General features: G+C 62.8%; 20 protein-coding genes. 6 read left to right on the top strand and 14 right to left on the bottom strand.

The genetic code is table 11. The features are described 5' to 3' along the window. Nucleotides 1-271: 271 nt before the first annotated feature. The 6 genes from msrQ to HWQ56_RS04030 all read right to left on the bottom strand — a co-directional run bounded on the left by msrQ (nt 272) and on the right by HWQ56_RS04030 (nt 6253). Nucleotides 272-868, bottom strand: coding sequence for a protein-methionine-sulfoxide reductase heme-binding subunit MsrQ (gene msrQ / locus HWQ56_RS04055; protein ID WP_158153758.1), 597 nt, complete (start codon nt 866-868; stop codon nt 272-274). Then, nucleotides 868-1878, bottom strand: a complete 1011-nt coding sequence (gene msrP / locus HWQ56_RS04050) for a protein-methionine-sulfoxide reductase catalytic subunit MsrP (RefSeq protein ID WP_176569844.1) — start codon at nt 1876-1878, stop codon at nt 868-870. Before msrP ends, msrQ begins: the two co-directional genes overlap by 1 nt. A gap of 52 nt (nt 1879-1930) precedes the next feature. Continuing rightward, on the bottom strand, nt 1931-2785 hold the full coding sequence (gene pssA, locus HWQ56_RS04045) for a CDP-diacylglycerol--serine O-phosphatidyltransferase (protein WP_158153756.1): 855 nt from the start codon (nt 2783-2785) through the stop codon (nt 1931-1933). Between the two features lie 147 nt (nt 2786-2932). After that, complete coding sequence (ilvC, locus tag HWQ56_RS04040; protein ID WP_158153755.1) at nt 2933-3949, bottom strand: ketol-acid reductoisomerase; 1017 nt, start codon at nt 3947-3949, stop codon at nt 2933-2935. Nucleotides 3950-4034: 85 nt separating this feature from the next. Beyond that, entirely contained in the window at nt 4035-4526 is a 492-nt protein-coding gene (ilvN, locus tag HWQ56_RS04035; protein WP_158153754.1) for an acetolactate synthase small subunit, read from the bottom strand. A gap of 2 nt (nt 4527-4528) precedes the next feature. Next, nucleotides 4529-6253 carry an acetolactate synthase 3 large subunit gene (locus tag HWQ56_RS04030; protein ID WP_158153753.1) on the bottom strand — a complete coding sequence of 575 codons (1725 nt, stop codon included), beginning with the start codon at nt 6251-6253 and terminating at the stop codon, nt 4529-4531. Between the two features lie 400 nt (nt 6254-6653). On the opposite strand from HWQ56_RS04030, the gene HWQ56_RS04025 reads away from it, so the two are divergent. Next, entirely contained in the window at nt 6654-7088 is a 435-nt protein-coding gene (locus tag HWQ56_RS04025; protein WP_158153752.1) for a DUF4124 domain-containing protein, read from the top strand. 55 nt (nt 7089-7143) lie between these two features. Here the strand turns inward: HWQ56_RS04025 and HWQ56_RS04020 are convergent, their stop codons facing one another. The 3 genes from HWQ56_RS04020 to mrcB all read right to left on the bottom strand — a co-directional run bounded on the left by HWQ56_RS04020 (nt 7144) and on the right by mrcB (nt 10650). Then, a complete protein-coding gene (locus HWQ56_RS04020) occupies nt 7144-7473 on the bottom strand; it encodes a YqcC family protein (protein WP_158153751.1) in 330 nt (109 codons plus the stop codon). Nucleotides 7474-7475: 2 nt separating this feature from the next. Beyond that, complete coding sequence (locus HWQ56_RS04015) at nt 7476-8216, bottom strand: tetratricopeptide repeat protein (RefSeq protein WP_176569843.1); 741 nt, start codon at nt 8214-8216, stop codon at nt 7476-7478. 112 nt (nt 8217-8328) lie between these two features. Next, nucleotides 8329-10650: a penicillin-binding protein 1B gene (gene mrcB, locus HWQ56_RS04010; protein WP_158153749.1), complete on the bottom strand. Its 2322-nt coding sequence runs from the start codon at nt 10648-10650 to the stop codon at nt 8329-8331. A 140-nt stretch (nt 10651-10790) separates the two neighbouring features. On the opposite strand from mrcB, the gene HWQ56_RS04005 reads away from it, so the two are divergent. From HWQ56_RS04005 to HWQ56_RS03990, 4 genes are all read left to right on the top strand, one after another. After that, nucleotides 10791-12347 (top strand): bifunctional aminoglycoside phosphotransferase/ATP-binding protein, encoded by a 1557-nt coding sequence (locus HWQ56_RS04005; RefSeq protein ID WP_158153748.1) that lies wholly within the window; start codon nt 10791-10793, stop codon nt 12345-12347. Nucleotides 12348-12485: 138 nt separating this feature from the next. Then, the gene (locus tag HWQ56_RS04000) at nt 12486-12830 is read left to right on the top strand and encodes a pentapeptide repeat-containing protein (RefSeq protein WP_158153747.1); all 345 of its coding nucleotides are present in this window, start codon (nt 12486-12488) and stop codon (nt 12828-12830) included. Nucleotides 12831-13003: 173 nt separating this feature from the next. After that, on the top strand, nt 13004-13276 hold the full coding sequence (locus tag HWQ56_RS03995; protein ID WP_158153746.1) for a TfoX/Sxy family protein: 273 nt from the start codon (nt 13004-13006) through the stop codon (nt 13274-13276). A 41-nt stretch (nt 13277-13317) separates the two neighbouring features. Further along, nucleotides 13318-14109, top strand: coding sequence for a Crp/Fnr family transcriptional regulator (locus HWQ56_RS03990; RefSeq protein WP_176569842.1), 792 nt, complete (start codon nt 13318-13320; stop codon nt 14107-14109). A 205-nt stretch (nt 14110-14314) separates the two neighbouring features. On the opposite strand, the gene HWQ56_RS03985 is transcribed toward HWQ56_RS03990, so the two are convergent. The 3 genes from HWQ56_RS03985 to HWQ56_RS03975 are packed head-to-tail and all read right to left on the bottom strand — an operon-like array spanning nt 14315 to nt 17000. Beyond that, the gene (locus tag HWQ56_RS03985; RefSeq protein WP_176569841.1) at nt 14315-15082 is read right to left on the bottom strand and encodes a heme ABC transporter ATP-binding protein; all 768 of its coding nucleotides are present in this window, start codon (nt 15080-15082) and stop codon (nt 14315-14317) included. Continuing rightward, nucleotides 15082-16065 carry a FecCD family ABC transporter permease gene (locus tag HWQ56_RS03980; protein WP_176572332.1) on the bottom strand — a complete coding sequence of 328 codons (984 nt, stop codon included), beginning with the start codon at nt 16063-16065 and terminating at the stop codon, nt 15082-15084. Before HWQ56_RS03980 ends, HWQ56_RS03985 begins: the two co-directional genes overlap by 1 nt. 50 nt (nt 16066-16115) lie before the next feature. After that, complete coding sequence (locus tag HWQ56_RS03975) at nt 16116-17000, bottom strand: heme/hemin ABC transporter substrate-binding protein (RefSeq protein ID WP_176569840.1); 885 nt, start codon at nt 16998-17000, stop codon at nt 16116-16118. Between the two features lie 159 nt (nt 17001-17159). Here HWQ56_RS03975 and HWQ56_RS03970 point away from each other — a divergent pair, with 159 nt between their 5' ends. Further along, nucleotides 17160-17477: a Rieske (2Fe-2S) protein gene (locus HWQ56_RS03970; protein ID WP_158153742.1), complete on the top strand. Its 318-nt coding sequence runs from the start codon at nt 17160-17162 to the stop codon at nt 17475-17477. Between the two features lie 63 nt (nt 17478-17540). On the opposite strand, the gene sfsA is transcribed toward HWQ56_RS03970, so the two are convergent. Both sfsA and HWQ56_RS03960 read right to left on the bottom strand, forming a co-directional pair. After that, nucleotides 17541-18248 carry a DNA/RNA nuclease SfsA gene (sfsA, locus tag HWQ56_RS03965; RefSeq protein ID WP_158153741.1) on the bottom strand — a complete coding sequence of 236 codons (708 nt, stop codon included), beginning with the start codon at nt 18246-18248 and terminating at the stop codon, nt 17541-17543. Then, entirely contained in the window at nt 18248-19420 is a 1173-nt protein-coding gene (locus HWQ56_RS03960) for a pyridoxal phosphate-dependent aminotransferase (RefSeq protein ID WP_176569839.1), read from the bottom strand. Before HWQ56_RS03960 ends, sfsA begins: the two co-directional genes overlap by 1 nt. Between the last annotated feature and the right edge of the window lie 201 nt (nt 19421-19621).

The following is a 19621-nucleotide window of genomic DNA, read 5'->3' as shown; positions in this document are numbered from 1 at the left end:
TTGAGATCGAGCGCCGCCCGCGCGGCGCTTCCCGGGCAAGCCCGGTCCCACATTGGTTTCGGGCCAGTTATTCCTGTGAAATCACCTCGACCGCTTTGTTTGTTCACTTCAAATCTGTAGTGAAAGGACAAGGCGGACCAGGCAAAGGGCCAGACAAAACTGGCCCGAAACAGACGTGGGAGCGGGGGCGGCGCCGAGCCCTTGCCCGGGAAGCGCCGCGCGGGCGGCGCTCGGTCTTGAGAACGCCGGAAAAGCCAGAGCCCTGCACCTCCTAACCCGCACCCAACCGCGGAATCCGCCGCACCACCCCAGGCACCCGCACCACCATCAACAGAACCCCTACCCCCGCATACACCGACCACTCCTTCAAATCCGCCCGCACCACCCAGAGGAAATGCAGCAACCCCAACCCCAACACTATATAAGCAAGCCGGTGCAGCACCTTCCATCGCCGCCCCAACCGCCGCTGGCTGTAGCGATTGGACGTCACCGCCATCACCAGCAGGAACAGCAACCCCAGGGCCCCGACAATAATGTAAGGCCGCTTGCGCAGCTCCACGCCCAACTGCCCCCAATCCAGCCCGAGGACAAAGAACAAATAGGCCGCCAGGTGCATGAGCGCATAAGCAAAGCACCACAACCCCAGTTGCCGCCGCACCGCGATCCAACCCGGCCAGCCGGTAAGCCGTTGCAGTGGCGTCATGCACAAGGCCACCATCAACAGCACCAAGGTGCCCTGGCCCAGCCGGTCGACCAGCACTTTGCCCGGGTCAGGTCCCAGCGCAAAGATCCATGCCTGGTACACCCACCAGAATGGCCAGACACCCGCTACCAGAAACACCGACAACCGCCACCACCGAAAACGCATCAATAGTTCTTCCGCAAATCCATACCTGTATAAAGAGAAGCTACCTCCTCCTCATAGCCATTGAACATCTGGGTGTCGCGCACGTTCGGGCTGAACAGCCCGCTGGGCAAGCGCCGCTCACGAGCCTGGGTCCAGCGCGGGTGGTCGACCTTGGGGTTGACGTTGGCAAAGAAGCCGTACTCGTCCGGCGCGATGTTCTGCCAGGTCGTGGTGGGCTGCTCACTCACCAGGCTGATGCGCACAATGGATTTCACGCCCTTGAAACCATACTTCCACGGCACCACCAACCGCAGTGGCGCGCCATTCTGGTTGGGCAATTCGCGCCCATACATGCCTACGGCGAGGATAGTCAGCGGGTGCATGGCCTCATCAAGGCGCAGCCCTTCTACATAGGGCCACTGGATCAACGCGAAATCCGAGCGCTGCCCAGGCATGACCTGTGGGTCGTTGAGCGTTTCGAAGCGGATGTATTTCGCCTTGCTGGTGGGCTGCACCTGCTTCAGCAGGTCTGCCAATGGAAACCCCAGCCAGGGAATGACCATGGACCATGCCTCCACGCAGCGCATGCGGTAGATGCGCTCCTGCAACTGGTATGGCTGCATGAAGTCTTCCAGGGCATACCGTCCCGGTTTCGCGACCTCGCCATCGATCACCACGCTCCACGGCTCGGTCTTCAATGCGCCGGCATTCGCCGCAGGGTCGCCCTTGTCGGTGCCGAATTCGTAGTAGTTGTTGTAGTGCGTGGCATCCTTGAAGGGAGTGATGGCCTCGCCCTTCACGGTCACAGCCTGCCACTGGGTATTGGGCAGCTTGTTGGCGAACCACTTTGGCGATTTCCCCGGATCGACATCCGCATACAGGGAAGGGTCGGCCACTGCCAGGCGCGGCAGCCCCGTGGCGGCCAGGGCCAGCATGGAACCACCCAAGAAGGTGCGGCGCGAGAGGTAGGAAGCGTGAGGGGTGACGTCGGACTCTTTACAGTCCGAAGCCTTTGCAAGCTTGATCAGCATAAGCACTCCACGGTCTGGCTTTCACAGCATCAGACCATGGAGTATGAGCCTATCAGGCTGCTTTGTGACGACTCTTGCGCAATAGATATTGCACAGGGCCGGAAGCGGCGTAGCAGAGGAAGATCAGCAGCAGGATACGTGGCGGGTCACTGAAGACCACGGCGAACACCAGCACCACGGCCAGGATGGCCACGAACGGCACACGGCCCTTGAGGTCAAGCTCCTTGAAGCTGTTGTACTTGATGTTGCTGACCATCAGCATGCCTGCGGCCGCAACCAGCAGCGCCACCAGGAACGACAACTTGGAACCCTGGATGCCGTAGTCGCTGAAGGCCCACACGGTACCTGCCACCACACCGGCAGCCGCCGGGCTGGCCAGGCCGATGAAGTAGCGCTTGTCAGCCTTGCCGACCTGGGTATTGAAGCGCGCCAGGCGCAGGGCAGCGCCCGCTACATAAATGAAGGCGACCATCCAGCCGACCTTGCCCATGTCACCCAGCGCCCAGCCGAAGGCCAGCAGCGCCGGCGCCAGGCCGAAGGCGACCATGTCCGACAGGGAGTCATATTCAGCGCCAAAGGCGCTCTGGGTGTTGGTCATGCGGGCCACGCGGCCGTCCAGGCCATCGAGGACCATGGCGACGAAAATGGCGATGGCAGCGTACGAGAAGTACTTGGCGGCATCGACGGAATTGCCGGCGCTCAGGGCACTTTGCGCGCTGATGGAGTTGATGATCGAGTAGAACCCGGCAAACAGGTTCGCCGTGGTGAACAGGTTGGGCAGCAGATAGATGCCGCGATGCCGGACTTTACGCCCTTCTGCGTCATGCCCTTCTTCGACATGCTCATCGATCGGTAGCAGGCTTTCGGCGTCAGAGGCCGTGTTCGGCTCTTCGGGACGTTCGCTCATGGACAATACCTTGCAACGGTGTGGAAAGTTTCGACAGACGTCTGCGACGAGGGTTCGTCGGCAAACGTTGCAGCTTTATACCAGAACCTGACCACCATAACGAAAAAACGCGGCCGAAGCCGCGTTTTCATCGCTACAAGGCTTGTATCAGTTCTTGGCCTTGTCGACGATCTTGTTCGCTGCGATCCACGGCATCATCGAGCGCAGTTGCTCGCCGATGACTTCGATACCGTGAGCGGCGTTGTTGCGACGCTTGGCGGTCATCGATGGGTAGCCAGTGGCACCTTCGCTGATGAACATCTTGGCGTATTCGCCGTCCTGGATGCGCTTCAGAGCGTTGCGCATGGCCTGACGGGATTCGGCGTTGATGACTTCAGGGCCGGTCACGTACTCGCCGTATTCGGCGTTGTTGGAGATCGAGTAGTTCATGTTGGCGATACCGCCTTCGTACATGAGGTCAACGATCAGCTTCAGTTCGTGCAGGCACTCAAAGTAGGCCATTTCCGGCGCGTAGCCCGCTTCGACCAGGGTTTCGAAACCGGCTTTGACCAGCTCGACGGTACCGCCGCACAGTACGGCCTGTTCGCCGAACAGGTCGGTTTCGGTCTCGTCCTTGAAGGTGGTTTCGATGATGCCGGTACGGCCGCCGCCAACGCCCGAAGCGTACGACAGGGCGACGTTCTTGGCGTTGCCCGAAGCGTCCTGGTAGATAGCGATCAGGTCAGGGATGCCGCCGCCTTTGACGAACTCGGAACGCACGGTGTGGCCCGGGGCTTTCGGCGCGATCATGATCACGTCCAGGTCAGCGCGTGGCACGACCTGGTTGTAGTGGATGGCGAAGCCGTGGGAGAAGGCCAGGGTGGCGCCTTTCTTGATGTTCGGCTCGATTTCGTTCTTGTACAGCTGGGATTGGAATTCGTCCGGGGTCAGGATCATGACCAAGTCGGCGCCGGCGACGGCAGTGGCCACGTCAGCGACTTTCAGACCGTGGGCTTCAGCCTTGGCGACAGTGGCCGAGCCTTTGCGCAGACCGACAGTGACGTCAACACCGGAGTCTTTCAGGTTGCACGCTTGAGCGTGGCCCTGGGAGCCGTAACCGATGATGGCGACTTTCTTGCCCTGGATGATGGACAGGTCGCAGTCTTTGTCGTAATAAACTTTCATGAAATTACCCCTGTTATCTTGGCCGGTGGCCATACGCTAATTTGGTTGAAGGTGGCGGGGCTGCCCGCCACCTCTACTGCCTTGTTCAGATGCTCAGCACTTTGTCGCCACGTGCGATACCGGTGACCCCGCTGCGCACGGTCTCCAGGATCGAGGCGGTGCCGATGGCCTGGATGAAGCTGTCGAGCTTGTCGCTGGTGCCAGCCAGTTGCACGGTGTACACGCTGCTGGTGACGTCGACGATCTGCCCGCGGAAGATATCCGTGGTGCGCTTGATCTCGGCGCGCTGGGCGCCCGTGGCCTTGACCTTGACCAGCATCAACTCACGCTCGATGTGCGCGCTTTCCGACAGGTCGACCAGCTTGACCACTTCGATCAGCTTGTTGAGGTTCTTGGTGATCTGCTCGATCACTTCATCGTGGCCGAACGTGGTCAGGGTCAGACGCGACAGGGTCGGGTCTTCGGTAGGGGCCACGGTCAGGCTTTCGATGTTGTAGTTGCGTTGCGAGAACAACCCGACCACACGGGACAATGCACCCGGTTCGTTTTCCAACAGCAGGGAAATAATGTGCCGCATGATTAGGTACGCTCCGTCTTGCTCAGCCACATATCGCGCATCGAACCGTCCTTGATCTGCATCGGGTAGACGTGCTCGGTGACATCAACCTGAATGTCCAGGAACACCAGACGGTCCTTCATGGCGAAGGCTTTTTCCATCATCGGTTTCAGGTCTTTCAGATCGGTGATGCGCATGCCGACGTGGCCGTAGGCCTCGACCAGCTTGACGAAATCAGGCAGCGATTCAACGTACGAGTGCGAGTGACGGCCACCGTAGCTCATGTCCTGCCACTGGCGAACCATGCCCAGCACGCCGTTGTTCAACAGAATGATCTTCACCGGCAGGTCGTACTGCAGGCAGGTGGACAGCTCCTGGATGTTCATCTGGATGCTGCCCTCACCGGTCACGCAGGCAACGTGCGCGTCGGGGAAGCTCATCTGCACGCCCATGGCCGCTGGCAAGCCGAAGCCCATGGTGCCCAGGCCACCGGAGTTGATCCAGCGGTTAGGCTTGTTGAACTTGTAGTACTGGGCAGCGAACATCTGGTGCTGGCCCACGTCCGAGGTCACGAAGGCTTCGCCGCCGGTGACTTCGCACAGGGTTTCGATAACGGTCTGCGGCTTGATCAGGCTGCCGTCGCCCTTGTTGTAAGGGAACAGACCTTTGTCGCCACGCCATTCGTCGACCTGTTTCCACCAGCTGGCAACCGACTCCTTGTTCGGGGTTTCGCCGATTTCCTTCAGGGTGGCGACCATTTCGGTCAGCACGCTGTCGACCGGACCAACGATTGGCACGTCGGCCTTGATGGTCTTGGAGATCGACGCCGGGTCGATGTCGATGTGGATGATCTTGGCGTTCGGGCAGAACTTCGCCGCTCCGTTGATCACACGGTCATCGAAACGCGCGCCTACGGCCAGGATCACGTCGGCATGGTGCATCGCCAGGTTGGCGGTGTAGCTGCCGTGCATGCCCAGCATGCCGACGAACTGACGGTCCATGCCCGGGTAGGCGCCAAGGCCCATCAGGGTATTGGTGACCGGCAGGTTCAGCAGTTGTGCCAGTTCGGTCAATTGCGCCGAACCGCCGCCCAGGATCACGCCACCACCGGCGTACATTACCGGACGCTTGGCGGCCAGCAGCATTTCCACGGCCTTGCGGATCTGGCCGGAGTGGCCACGAACGGCAGGGCTGTAGGAACGCAGCTTGGCCTTCTTCGGGTAAACGTATTCGAACTTCTCGGCCGGGTTGGTCATGTCTTTCGGGATGTCGACAACGACAGGCCCCGGGCGACCGGACTGCGCCAGGTAGAAAGCTTTCTTCAGGACTTCAGGGATCTCGGATGCGTGCTTGACCATGAAGCTGTGCTTCACGATCGGCCGGGAGATACCGATCATGTCGGTTTCCTGGAACGCATCGGTACCCACCAGGGTGCTGGCAACCTGGCCGGACAGCACGACCATGGGGATAGAGTCCATGTAGGCCGTGGCGATACCGGTGATGGCATTGGTCGCGCCTGGGCCGGAGGTCACCAGTACCACGCCGGCCTTGCCGGTGGCACGGGCATAGCCGTCAGCCATATGGGTCGCGGCCTGCTCGTGGCGAACCAGGATGTGTTCCACTTCCGGTTCTTTGAACAGGGCATCGTAAACATGCAGGAGAGCACCGCCAGGGTACCCGTAGATGTGCTTAACGCCTTCGTCACGCAAAAAGCGGACGACCATCTCAGCGCCAGATAAAAGCTCCACGTTGTTCACCTCTAAAACGCCAGAATACCGCTCCATGGGAACGGGTCTTAATAGGTTTACTGCCAGCAGAGCATGAGCGACGGTGGTCGCCGACTACGTCAGCACTGACTGAGCAAGTATTGGGACTTCCCCAAAGTGTTGCGGGGGTTTCCCACCCAGCGCGAGGTAACGCGTTGCGGGTGTAACAGGTCGGCGCGGGTGTGCGCCTCATGATCTGCCGAGCGGGTCTGCTTCTGGCAGTCCCTCTACAGCGGGAATACGATTGTTGTGATTCGCGGCGCTCAAGTCAAGCCATCTGTTGCAATTTAATGCGTGCTAATTTTTCAGCCAGATGCAGAAAACATTTGCTCAGAACCGCCCAAGGTAGTTTCATGATTGCGTTAATGGTCAAGGAATTAGCATGCGAGCGATCATCTTCACGGCCTTTGCGCTGGCATTGGCAAGCCCTGCGGGGCTGGCAGCGCAGATCTACAAATGGGTCGATGACCAGGGCGTGACGCACTTCGACGCCCAACCGCCAGCGGGGCAAAACGCCACCCAGGTGGACGCGGCCAAGCCCGTGACGCCCCCTGCGCAGGTTCCCCCCAAGGCGCCCGACGCCAGCCAGGGCCGGGCTGCCCAACAGGCTGCCGATCGTCAGGTGCGGCAGCAGGTACAGGATCAGGAAGAAAAAATGGCGGCGTTTTGTGACACCAGTCGAAAGAACCTGGCGCAGTTGCAGAACAATCCGCGGGTACGGCAGGACATGGGAGGGGAATTGCGGCGGCTGACGGAAGAAGAGCGCCAAGCGAAGATAACCTTGACGCAGAAGCAGATCGACGACAACTGCCAATGATACCGCGGGCTCGGCCCCACCGGTTGGCGGTAACCCCCTTGTGGGACCGAGCGGATCAACCTGCCTGGGTGATCAGTTCGTCGAACTGATGCAGCAGTACGCGGATGCCCCGGCTCTTGTGGGCGTCGTTGGCGTACACCATTTCAGCCATCGCCAAGATACCCGACGCATTGGGCAGCGGCAGATCCTGCTCCAGGATCTGCTTCATACGCGGCAGGAAAATCCACTGCAACCATTGTGAAAAATCCAGCGTGTCGACGCTGAAAGGCTCCTGGCTGGCCAATTGTTCGGCGCTGGGCGGGGTCTCGTCCCACCACCCCTGCACCCGCAGTTCGCGCTCGATCAGCAACAGATGGTCGGCTATCTGCGGAAAACGTGCGTCCATCTTCAATTCCCCGAAGCTTTCTGACGAGCCTGCGCGGCACCCGCCGAATCACCCTGCTTTTCACGGGCCTGGGCGATGGTGGTCCACAGGCTGGCCTGCAGGTCTGGCCGGCCGTTGGCGTACGTCAGGGCGCGGCGAGCCAGTTGCTCGGCTTGGGGCGCGTCGCCCTGGGACAGGCGCACCTGAGCCAGACGGTAGAGCACCTGCGGCTCACGCGGAGCAATGCGCTGGGCACGCTCCAGGCTCGACGATGCGCCATTGAGGTCGCCACCGCCCTGTTGCTGCTGGGCGGTGGTCAGCAAGGCCAGCACCGGGCCGTCGAGCTGTTCGTCGGCCGCCAGGCCGCCACTGGTGTTGTTGCTGGGGATACCGGTAGGCGCATTGCTGGTCGCCGGCATGCTGTAGTTGCTGGTGACCGGCGCGCTGTTATAGGCCTGGGGCGTGATCGGGGCCGAGGTGCTCGGCCCAGGGGTAATCGGCCCGGTACTGATCGGGGCGCTCTGGGGCGCGGCGAAGGTCATGGGCGCGGAATTGCCCTGAGGCATCACCACTACGCCTGAGTCTTCAGACACGGCAGCCGGCGCCTGGCGCTGAGCCGGGGCGTAGCCACGGCTGGCCGAGACACGCTCACTGTTGGACACGGCGGTACCGGAGTCCACCACCGGGATCGAGCCTTGCGGCACATTGGCGCAACCGTTGAGCAACGCCAGCGCCGTTACAGCAGGAAACCACCACTTATTCACTTCGATTCCTCTTTGCGGAAGAAGCTGCACGTTTCAAGCGCCAAGCGACAAGCAAAGCCCACCGCGCACCGCTTCAAACTTGCCGCTTTGAACTTGCAGCTTGACGCTGTCGTTAATTCAGCCAGCCCTTGACCCAATCCATCACTGAATCAGCCGGTGCCTGGTTCCCCCCGCAGGCCGCGCCCGCGGCAGGTTCACTACCGCGAATATACGGCATCTGCACCGCACCGGGGCAGTTGGCATCGGAGCCCTGCCCGGTGTGCGGGTCGATCCAGGCCTGCACCACGTTGTCCGGTACCGGGGTATCCAGCGGCAGCGGGTCGGCTTTCTTCATGAAGCTGGTCCATACCTGCAGGGCACCGGTGGCGCCGGTGAACGGCGTCTTGCCGTTGTCATCGCGGCCTATCCACACCACGGCCAGCACGTCCTGGCTGAAGCCGGCGAACCAGCTGTCCCGGGAATCATTACTGGTGCCGGTCTTGCCTGCCAGGTTCAATGAACTGGGCAGTACGTTGTACACCGATCGGCCGGTACCTTCGCGCATCACGCGCTGCATGGCGTTCTGGATCAGGTAGATGGAACCCGGGTCGAAACGCTGCTGCACCTGGAACGGATAACGCTTGAGCGGCTGGCCGTCAGAGGTCAGCACACTGCGGATGCCGCGCATTGGCGTGTTGAAGCCGCCGTTGGCAATGGTCTGGTACATGGTCGCCACCTGGATGGGCGACATGCCGCCGGCGCCCAGCAGCATCGAGGGATACGTCGGCCAGTCGACGTCCACGCCCAGGCGGCCAATGGTCTTGAATACATTGGGCACGCCCAGGTCCAGGCCCAAGCGCGCCGTGGACAGGTTCAACGAATGCGCCAGGCCCTGGTACAGGAAGATCGTGCCGTTGGAATTGCCTTCGTAGTTCTTCGGACGCCAGATTTGCCCATCGGCCCCTTTTACCTCGAATGGCTCATCCTTGACCCAACTGGTAAGGGTGTACTGGCTGGGCTTCTCCAGCGCCGTCAGGTAAATGGACGGTTTGACCAGCGAGCCGATCGGCCGCACTGCATCCAGGGCCCGGTTGAAACCGGCGAACCCGGGCGCCCGGCTGCCCACCAATGCCTGCACTTCCCCGCTTTCCGGGTTGGTGACCACCATGGCGGCCTCGACATCGTCCACGCCCTTGCGGTTGCCCAGGCGTTTGAAGGTATCGGTGACCGAAGCTTCGGCCTTCATCTGCAGGATGGGGTCGAAACTGGTGAAGATCCGCAGGCCTTCCTCGGTCAAGTCTTCGTCGCGGTAGTCTTCACGCAACTGACGTTTCACAAGGTCCAGGAAACCAGGGAACGAGCTGTCCGCCAGGCTGCCTTGCTTGGTCACGCCCAGTGGCATTTTCTTCGCCGCATCCACTTCCGCCTGGGTCGCCACGCCTTGCTGCGCCAGCAAGTCGAGCACCAGGTTGCGACGCTCCAGCGCCCGGTCCGGGTAGCGACGCGGGTTGTAGTAGGACGGCCCCTTGACCATGCCCACCAGCAACGCGACCTGATGCAGCTTGAGCTCCGACAGCGGCTGGCTGAAGAAAAACTGGCTGGCCAGGCCGAAGCCGTGCACGGCGCGCTGGCCATCCTGGCCGATGAAGACCTCGTTGAGGTATGCCTCGAGAATCTCCTGCTTGCTGTAGTGGACCTCCAGCAATACCGCCATCATCGCTTCGGTGAGCTTGCGCGACAGGCTGCGCTCGTTGGTGAGGTAGAAGTTCTTCACCAGCTGCTGGGTCAGGGTGCTGCCGCCCTGGCGCATCTGGCCGGACGAAGTGTTGACCCACACAGCCCGGGCGATGGACTTGGGCGACACACCGAAGTGGTGGTAGAAGTCACGGTCCTCGACCGTTACCAGGGTGTCGAGCAAGTGCGGCGGCACCTGGTCGAGCTTGATCAGGATACGGTCTTCGAGGTTCTTGGGGTACAGGCCGCCGATCAGCAGAGGCTCAAGGCGCACCACCGGCAATTTGGCCTCCGTGGTGGAACTGAGCTCGGCCACATAGTCGCCGTTAAAGCGCACTTGCACCGGCTGCGCCTTTTCCAGCCCTTCGTAGAACTGGAAGCCACGGGTATTGAGGTTCACCGTGGTGCCTTTGACCACGGCCGAGCCCGGCCCGTCCAGCACCGTGGTGCGGCGGTAGCCCAGGGCATCGAGTTCGGTGAGGAAATCGGCCTCGCTCAGCTTCTGGCCAACGAACAGCTCCAGCGGCCGGGCATAGACCTTGGCCGGGATGGTCCAGCGCTTGCCGGAAAACTTCTCTTGCACGATGGCGTCGAGGTAAACGGCAAAGCCAGCCAGTATCACCAGGCCGACGAGGCCCAGCTTCAAGCCCCAGCCAAGCCAGGTACGAAGGCCGCCAGAGGCGCGTTTTTTAGGGGTACGGGAGGATCGGGATCGAGTCATGGCGGCGGATTATACGCACTTTATCGTGGCTGAGCAGGCGTCCACATCGCGCGACGACAAGCGCCCATGAAAGGTTTGCAGGGCCTGCGCCAGCGGCCATAATGCCTGCCTCGAATTCTTGACAGTATGAAGGACCGCCCGTGAGCCAAGCCCTTATCGCCGCCCTGCAGAACCCGGCCCTCTACCCGCATCCCGTGGAAGCCTTCCAGGTCATTGAAACGCACATTTCCTGGGTACTGCTCACCGGTCCCTACGTGTACAAGATCAAGAAACCGATGAACTTCGGCTTCCTGGACTTCTCCAGCCTGGCGTCGCGCGAGCACTTCTGCAACGAAGAGCTGCGCTTGAACCAGCGCCTGACCGACGACCTGTACCTGCAGGTACTGCCGATTACCGGCACCGCCGACGCCCCCCAGTTCGGTGGCGACGGCCCCGCCATCGAATACGCCCTGCAGGTGCGCCAGTTCCCCCAGAGCAACCTGCTGAGCACTCTGCAGGCCAACGGCGAATTGACCAGCACGCACATCGACTCCATGGCCCGGCAGATCGCCGAGTTCCACCTGAACGCGCCGATCGTGCCCGCCGCCAATGAAGCCGGCACCCCGGAAGCGGTAATGGCCCCGGTGGAACAGAACTTCGAGCAGATCCGCCCCTTCCTCAAGGACGCGGCCGACCTGCAACAGCTCGACGCCTTGCAAGGCTGGGCCCAGTCCAGCTTCGCGCGCCTCAAACCATTGCTGCAGGAACGCAAGGCTGGCGGTTCGATTCGCGAATGCCACGGTGATATCCACCTGGGCAACGCCACCCTGATCGACGGCGATGTGGTGATCTTCGACTGCATCGAGTTCAACGAGCCCTTCCGCTTCACCGACGTCTACGCCGACATCGGCTTCCTGGCCATGGACCTGGAAGACCGCGGGCTCAAGTGCCTGGCCCGCCGTTTCATCAGCCAGTACCTGGAGCTGACCGGCGACTACCGTGGCCTGGACCTGCTGAATTTCTACAAGGCCTACCGTGCCCTGGTGCGCGCCAAGGTAGCCCTGTTCGGCCTGACCCCGGAGTCGGACGCCGTGCAGCGCGCCACCACCTTCAAGCAATACCGCAAGTACGCCAACCTGGCGGAAAGCTACAGCGCCATTCCGTCGCGCTTCCTGGCCGTTACCAGCGGCGTTTCCGCCGTGGGCAAGAGCCACGTGGCCATGCGCATGGTCGAAGCCCTGGGCGCCATTCGCCTGCGTTCCGACGTGGAGCGCAAGCGCCTGTTCGGCGCGCAGCAAGGCGACAACGCCCTGCACAGCGGCATTTACAGCAGCGATGCGAGCGTAGCCACCTACCAGCATCTGCATAAAGTAGCCGAAGGCATCCTGCGTGCCGGCTTCCCGGTGGCTATCGACGCCACCTACCTCAAGCACGACCAGCGCCAGCAGGCCGCGGCCGTCGCCGAAACCACCGGGGTGCCTTTCCTGATCCTCGACTGCAACGCGCCACAGGCCGTGCTCGAAGCGTGGCTGCAACAACGCCAGGCCGAACAGAACGACCCGTCCGACGCCACCCTGGAAGTGATCGAGGCTCAGCAAGCCAGCCGCGAACCGCTGACCGCCGAAGAGTTGGTACTCAGCAAGCGCGTGGAAACCAATGAAAGCGGCAGCCTGGACAAACTGGTGGAGCAGATCCGCCAGCGCCTGCCGGGGCTGTAAAGGCTACTGCCCCCTGCGGGCCCGGCTCCTGTAGCACCGGGCCCGCAGGTATTTGCTGCAGGCGTGAAGCAGTCGACAATTATCGCCACGCGATAGTGGCATTATAATGGCGTCAATAATTCCAACAGGAAAGTCGCCATGAGCCAGCCCAAGCAGCTCGACTCGCACCTCTACGCCCTCGTGCACCACGAGAATGTCCGCGGTTTCAACCAGGAACGCCCTGCTGACACCCAGGTGGACTTCCGTGGCGGTGACTTCCGCGGGTTGGACCTGCGTGAACTCGATGCGCGCAATATCGACTTCACCGACGCCTATTTCCGTACCGCCGACCTGCGCGGCCTGGACCTGCGCGACACGTGCATGGAAGGCGCCAGCCTCGCCAACGCGCAAATTTCCGGCGCCTATTTCCCGGTGGAGCTGACCGCCGATGAAATCCTGATGTCGGTGAATTTCGGTACCCGCTTGCGCTACCGCACCCGCTGACGCACGTGAGCCGGCCGCCCGGCGCACCCCGCGCCGGCTTCCAGCTGCCCGCAACCTGCTGATTAATGCAGGAAAGCACGCCCTGAGCGCATTTCCAAAGTGCCGCTACACTCCCTGATCAGAGCGGCCAGCAAATGAGCCTCGACCCAGTTCAGCCGTCGCAAGGAGGCTTGATGAACGATGAACTTCAGCATTTGAAAAACCTGGGCAAGACCTCCGCGCAGTGGCTGCACGCCGTGGGCATCCACAGCGCTTCGGACTTGCGCCGCCTGGGCGCGGTCGACGCCTACCGAGCGGTGAAGACCCGCGGTTTCCGGGCCTCCAAGGTGTTGCTGTATGCCATTGAGGGCGCCCTGCTGGACGTGCATTGGAATGACATTCCCCCTGAGCGCAAAGAGGCTTTGAATCAGCAACTCGACGCGATATCGTCTCGTCGTAAAAACTGACCGCGCCCGCGGGTCAGGCTCGACGGTCGAGGGAGTCGCACATGTATCTATTTGGAGAGCAGCCGGCCTACGCCGATGCCTGGGTCAACCGCCTGCAGGGCATCGGGCCGCAGTTATTGCTGGGCGTGGGCCCTGAAGGGCCAGCCCTGGAGCTGGAGCCGGGCGCCGACCTCTCGGGCCTGCTCAACGACACCCACCTGTACCTGATCGACAGCGGCCTGGTCCAGGCTCGCATCAACCAGCGCCCCTTGTTTTACCTGCAGGACGGCGACTTGCTGGGGCTCTATCAGAACCGCGACGACATGGCCTACCACTACAGCAGCGATGGCGCCCTGCGGGTGGTGCCCTACGCGCGCACCGAAGTGCTGGCCCACATCAACGCCACCCCGGCTACCCAGGAACTGCTGATCGAGTACCTGACGGGCCAGGCCACCCTGCTGTGCGATGCCATCACACGTCTCAAGCAGCCCGAATACCGCGCCAGCAACGGTTTCAAGCATGTAGCGGCCGGCGAAGTACTGATCAACCAGGGTGACGATGCCGACCATGTGTTCGTGATCATCGAGGGCCGCGCCGAAGCGTTCGTGGATGGCCACAAGGTCGGCGACGTACCCAAGGACGAGATATTCGGCGCCATGGCCGTCTTCACGCATGAAAAACGCAGCGCCACGGTCATCGCCAGCGAACCGTGCACGCTGATGATCATTCCCCGCGAACAGTTTCTCGCCCTGACCCAGACCAACCCGCGCATTGCCCACAGCCTGATTGAAAGCATGGCGCGCCGAATCGAGGCCCTGAACCGTCAGGTGACGGGGCTGATGAGCGGGCAATGAAAATAAATGCAGCCTGCTGTTGACTTCGAAATGAGAATTGTTATGATTATCACATCTGGTCGCGAGGCCAGTGATGATTTGAAAGACCTTGGTTCGGACTCTCAGATTATCTCCTCATCAGGCTAATCACGGTTATTGACCCGGCTTTTTGCCGGGTCTTTTTTTGCCCGCGATTCGGCGTTCGCCCTCCAGAGGCGGGCCAACCTCAGCGCGCAATGATCAGCGGGTGCCCACGCTCCGGATGCGGCTGCACCAGCACGTCCAGGCCGAAAACCGCTTTCACCCCTTCAGGCTGCAACACTCGCTGGGGTGTATCCAGGGCATAGGGCCGCCCGTTCTGCAACAGCAGGATCCGGTCGCAATACCGCGCCGCCAGGTTCAGGTCATGCAGGATCACCAGCACCGCCGCGCCCCGGTCGGCAAAATCACGCACCGCCTGCAGTGTGGTGTGCTGGTGCAATGGGTCAAGGGCCGAGGTTGGCTCATCCAGCAGCAACGTGGCACCCGCCTCCCCCGGCCACAGTTGCGCCAATACCCGGGCCAAATGCACTCGCTGCCGTTCACCGCCCGACAGCGCCAGGTAGCTGCGATCGCGCAAGTGCGCGGCATCGGCGGCGTGCAGGGCGGCGCTGATGATCTCGGCATCCCGGGCCACGCCACTGCCGTGGGGCAAGCGACCCATGCCCACCACTTCCTCCACGCGGAAGGCAAAGCCCAGGGTCGACACCTGAGGCAACACCGCCAGGCGTCGCGCACGTTCAGGGCCTGACCACTGGCCCAGCGGCCGGTCATGCAGGAAAACGTTTCCCTGGGCTACCGCCAACTCACCACACAATGCCCCCAGCAACGTGCTCTTGCCCGCACCGTTGGGGCCCAGCACGCCCAGCACCTCGCCCGGCTGCAACGCCAGGCTCACGCCACTGAGCACGGTCTCGCGCCCGCGTACTACCTGCAGGTTATCCACACGCAACATCAGGGACGCCCCCGCACCAACAGATAGAGAAAGAACGGCGCCCCCAGGAACGCCGTGACAATGCCGATGGGCAGCTCGGCGGGCGCCAGCGCCATGCGCGCGATCAGGTCGGCGAACAGCAACAGGCTGGCGCCGGCCAACAGCGAGGCAGGCAGCAGCACGCGATGGTCCGGCCCTGCCACCTGGCGCACCAGGTGGGGGACGACCAGGCCAATGAAACCGATCAGGCCCGCGGCCGCCACGGCGGCGCCGACGCCCAAGGCCGTGCACAGCACCAATTCCCGTTTCAGGCGCTCTACTTCGATGCCCAGGTGCCGCGCTTCGGACTCGCCCAGCAACAACGCATTCAACGCCTTGGCCCGGCGTGGCAGCCACAGCGCCACGCCCAGGGCGATCAGCAGCAGCGGCCACAGGCGTTGGTAGCTGGCGCCATTGAGGCTGCCCAGGTTCCAGAACGTCAAGGTCCGCAAGGTGGCGTCGTCGGCCAGGTAGGTGAACAGGCCTACCGCCGAACTGGCCAATGCGGTCAGCGCCACGCCCGCCAACAGCATCACGGCCACGCTGGTCTGGCCGTCCTTGCGCCCCAACCGATACACCAGCGCCGTGACCGCCAGGCCACCCAGAAACGCACAGATGGACAACAGGTAGGGCTCAAGGAGCGTCGGCAAGCCGCCGAAGGCGCTGCCGCAGACGATCGCGATGGCCGCGCCCAGCGCCGCGCCACTGGAAACGCCCACGAGCCCTGGGTCTGCCAGGGGGTTGCGAAACAGGCCCTGCATGGCCACCCCGGCCAACGCCAGCACAGCACCGACCGCCAGGCCCAGCACGGTACGGGGCAGGCGGATCTGCCCCAGGATCATTTCGGCCTGTTCCAGCCCGGCGCTGTGCACCGGCACGCCGGCCAGGTGCAAGCCAGCGCGCAGGGTGTCGAGCAATGGCAGGCTGACCGGCCCCAGTGCCAACGACAGCCAGGTAGCCAGCAGGCACAGGCCTCCCAGGCCGATGAACAGCAGCCGCGGTGCCAGGACGGGCCTCATTGGGCGGGCTTGGCGTCAGGGTAGAACGCCTGGGACAGGCTGCCCAGGCTCGCGGGCAAGCGCGGCCCGAGCCCACCCACCAGCAGCGTCGGGTCCACCTGCACGATGCGCTTGTCCTTCACCGCGCGGGTAGTGGCCAGGGCCGGGTTGTCCTTGAGCAGCGCGGCGATGGCCGCGTCGCCGCTCAGGGTACGGTCGGCGAACACGATGACCTGTGGGTCCAGCGCCGCCAGCACCTCGGTGGAGAAGTTCTTGTAGCCCGGCTGGGTGGCCAGGTTGTGGCCGCCAGCCTGGGTGATCATCCAGTCGGCCACCGTGCCCGGGCCGCCCACCAGCGGCTTCGCGCCCATGTGCCCCAGCATCAGGATCACGCCAGGCGCAGGGTGTTGCGCTTCAGCCTGGCGCACCCAGGCCTGGTGGCGGGCCAACTGCCGGCGGTAGTCATCGAACAACTGGCCGGCGTGGGCTTCATCCCCCAGCAGGCGCCCCAGGTGCAGAAGGTTGGCCTGCAAGGTGGGCAGCTCCGGCTTGCTATCGAACATCTCCACACCCACCCCGGCGGCACGAATCTGTTGCAGGACCGGCGGCGGCCCCATTTCCTCGGTGCCAATCAGAATGTCCGGGCGCGGTGCCAGGCTCAGGATGCCCTCTGCCGACAAGGCGCGCTGGTAACCAATGCTATGGAGCGCCTTGACGCTGTCCGGGTGCTGGCTGGTGGTGTCCACGCCCACCAGCTTGCCCTCTCCACCCATGGCCACCACCCACTCGGTCAAGGCACCGCCGGCGCTTACCCAGTGCTGCGGCAGGGTCTGAGCGGCAAGCGCCCAGGGGTGGAACAGCATTGCCGCGGTGAAACCGATGACCCTGGCGCTCAAGCGCATCACGCTATCCTCATTGCAGTGACTGACAAAGGTTGCGGCGCCCGGCGTAATCCCGTTGAATGCCCGCCCGAACGGCAACCCAGCGTTTCATTTGATAATTATTTGCATTTGAGCGTCAAGCCGGCCCTTGTATCATCAGGTAAAACAATCGAGGTCTACATGCACTGGCTGTGTGAAAGCAGCGCATTGGGCGAAGCCCAAAGCCGTGGTTTCGAACGCGAAGGCATCAAGCTGTTCGTGGTACGCCGCGACGGGCGGGTGTACGCCTATCGCAACCGTTGCCCCCACCGGGGCACCGCCCTGCAGTGGGAAGCGGACGTGTTTCTGGACGAAAGCGCCAGCCTGATTCGTTGCGCCAGCCACGGCGCGTTGTTCCTGATGGATAGCGGCGAATGCGTGGCGGGCCCCTGCGAGGGCAAGGAACTGGAGAACTTCGATTGCCGCGAGGATGAGCGCGGCATCTGGGTCGAGGTATAACAGCGTGTAGCGGCGGGGGCCACGCGGTGCATCAGCCACCGCGCGGCCCTGGTGGCCAGCGCGTTACAGGATGACGGGCAATGGCTGGTCGATGTAGACCTGCCGGCTATCCAGGTGCACCCCGTAGGCAATCACCTCGACGCCCGCCTGCGCCGCCACCTTCAGCGCTTCTGCGTAGGCGCTGTCGATCTCGTGGGCAGGCCTTACCGCCTCGACCCCGGTCAAGTTCACACAATACAACTGCACGGCCCGCACGCCCTTGCGCGCCAGGGTCGCCAATTCCCGTAGGTGCTTGGCGCCGCGCTGGGTCACGGCATCGGGAAACGCCGCTACCCCATGGCCATCAAAACCCAGGGTCACGCTTTTGACTTCGACATACGCCGGGCCGCTGGGGAACTGCAGGCAGAAGTCCACCCGACTGCCTTCGTCGCCGTAGGCCACCTCACGCCTGAGCGAAGTAAACCCGGCCAATTCGCTGATGACACCGGCGTTCAACGCCTCTTCCACCAACCGGTTGGCCCGCCCGGTATTGACACATGCCAGCCGCCCCTGGGGCGTTTCGCTGATCTCCCACGTGCCGGGCAGCTTGCGTTTGGGGTCGTTGGAGCGGCTGAACCACACCTGCCCACCTTCGACCATGCAGTTGAACATAGAGCCCGTGTTGGGGCAGTGAATCGTCAGCTCCTCGCCGTCCAGGGTGCGGATGTCGGCAAGAAAACGCTTGTAGCGACGCAGCAGACGGCCTTCTTCCAATGGGGGATTGAATTCCATCAGCCTTGCCAACTCCGCAGCCCGCGGGCGATGCGCTCTACCGCTTGCTGCAAGCGTGGCAAGCTCTGGGTGTACGCAAAGCGCACATGGTGGCTCGCCTGGTGACGGCCGAAATCCAGGCCGGGGGTGAAGGCCAGGTGCTCGGTTTCCAGGAAGTGCTGGCAGAACGCGAAAGCATCGCCACCGAAACGGCTGATATCGGCGTACAGGTAGAAAGCACCCTCGGGCTCCACGGCAATGCCAAAGCCCAGCTCGCGCAGGGCTGGCAGCAGAAAATCGCGGCGGCGACCGAACTCGGCGCGGCGCTCTTCCAGAATCGTCAGGGTGTCGGGCTGGAAACAGGCCAGGGCGGCATGCTGGGCCATGCTGGGCGCGCTGATGTAGAGGTTCTGGGCCAGCTTTTCCAGTTCAGGGACTGCCTCGGGCGGCGCCACCAACCACCCCAGGCGCCAACCGGTCATGCCGAAATATTTTGAAAAACTATTCAGCACGAACGCCTGATCGTCCACTTCCAGCACGCTCGCCGCCTCCACGCCATAGGTCAGGCCGTGGTAGATCTCGTCCACCACCAGGTGGCCATTGCGCGCCTTGAGGGCCCGGGACAGGCTGGCCAGCTCGTCGCGGCTGAGCAGTGTGCCGGTTGGGTTGGCGGGCGACGCTACCAAGGCGCCAACGCTGTCGTGGTCCCAGTGCCGGGCCACCAGGTCGGCAGTCAATTGGTAACGCACCTCGGGGCCTACCGGTACCAGTTGCGCAGCACCTTCCACCAGCCGCAGGAAATGCCGATTGCACGGGTAGCCCGGGTCTGCCAGGAGCCAATGCTTGCCAGGGTCCACCAACAGGCTACTGGCCAGCAGCAGCGCGCCGGAACCGCCCGGGGTGATGAGAATACGCTGTGGGTCGATGTTCACCCCGTAGCGCTGGTCATAAAAACCGGCGATGGCTTCGCGCAACGCTGGCAGGCCGCGGGCGGCGGTGTAGCGGGTATGGCCGTTGGCCAAGGCCGCCTGGCCCGCGCGGACGATGGGCTCGGCGGTGGTGAAATCCGGTTCGCCGATCTCCAGGTGGATCACGTCATGGCCCGCCGCCTGCAGCTCATTGGCCCGCGCCAGCAGCGCCATGACGTGAAAGGGTTCGATGGCGCGGCTGCGCGCACTGTAGGGCTGGGCCATTGACCTTCCTTAAAAGGGTGTAAAATAACGATTCTACCGGACGTGGCAGCCGAACGTGTCGCGAAACGGCGGGTCCATATGCTTTGACGCCATCTTCGACAGGCTCGACAACCGGGAGTGGCGCCGCCTGGATTGATCTGCTAAGTTCGCCGGCTTGCAGTCGCAGGGCCGGCGGGTGTCGGAGATGGAGCATCCTGCGCA

The organism is Pseudomonas eucalypticola, assembly GCF_013374995.1.
Taxonomy (GTDB): Bacteria; Pseudomonadota; Gammaproteobacteria; order Pseudomonadales; family Pseudomonadaceae; genus Aquipseudomonas; species Aquipseudomonas eucalypticola.
Note: the sequence above shows the minus strand (reverse complement) of the source record. Positions and strands in the feature narration are given on the sequence as shown.